1 protein-coding gene is annotated in these 1,049 nt (G+C 66.3%); it reads right to left on the reverse strand.

Going from position 1 to position 1,049, the window contains the following annotated elements; genetic code table 11:
- Positions 1-890 (reverse strand): phage tail tape measure protein (locus G6R25_RS24190; RefSeq protein WP_205447440.1); only part of this gene is annotated, 890 nt, incomplete at its 3' end.
- Between the last annotated feature and the right edge of the window lie 159 nt (positions 891-1,049).

The raw sequence follows: 1,049 nt of genomic DNA on the forward strand, positions 1-1,049 counted from the left end.
GGCACGGAAAGTGACCTTCGCGCGGCCCTGGCCTGTGTCCCGAACAGGGCGACCGCGGCCTGGGACTGCAGCACCGGATCTTTGATGCCGCGCAGCCGGTCGAGGGTCTCGTCGAGCGCGGACGACGCCGACGATCCGCCCTTGCCGATCCGGGTAGCCATATCGGACGCGTTGAGGCCGATCATCTTGAAGCCCTGCGCCGTGGTCGTGCTGCCGTCGATCGCCCGGATAGAAAATTCTTTGATGGCGTCGGCGACGAGATCGCCGTCGCGTGCGCCGGCTTTCAGCCCCTGGGAGAGCAGGCCGGTTGCGGTCTGCCCGTCGATACCCATTTTCCGGAACTGCGTACCATATTCGTTCAGGGTGTCTAGGAAACCGCCGCTCTTGTCCGCGCCGGCCTGTAGCCCGGCGGTGATGATGTCGAATGCCTGATCTGCGGAGGACGCGAGCCCGGTGCGGAGCATTTGCCCGACGGCCGTCGTGGCGCCGCCGAGGTCCTGATCGAAGGTCTGGGAGAGCATCAGGGCCTTGCTGCTCATGCCCTGTAGGCCGCCCGCGGCGCCTTTGCCGAGGTCGCCGATGTTGAGGGTGACGCCGCGGATCGCCTCGTTGACGGTATCCATCGAGTCGCCCCAGCCGCCGGAATAGACCTTTCCGGCGGTCTTGCCGACGCTCGCCGCCTCCGTCGTGTTGAGGCCGAGCTGGGCGGCGAGTTTCGCGCTCGCCGCCCCCATGTCCAGGCTGGACGCGACTCCGTAGCCCAGGGCGCCGCCTATGCCCGCGGCGATCCCGGTGGCCGCGCTGTCGAACTTCTCCCGGACCTTCGCCAGGCCCTCGGAGACACGCTTGCGGGCAATCAAGTTGAAGATCAAAGACGTGTCGGAGGCCACCGTGCACCTCCCTATTCAGTTTTTCCGCGCCCGTTCGATCTGCCGCTGGTATTCGTCGAGCCAGTCCAGGCAGGCGTCAGCCTCTTCGACGGTGAGAAGGTCCCATTCCCAGGGGCGGATATAGAGCAGGTGTGCGGCGTTACCGATCTGCCTCAGCGC

Source organism: Candidatus Frankia alpina (assembly GCF_902806485.1).
GTDB lineage: Bacteria > Actinomycetota > Actinomycetes > Frankiales > Frankiaceae > Frankia > Frankia alpina.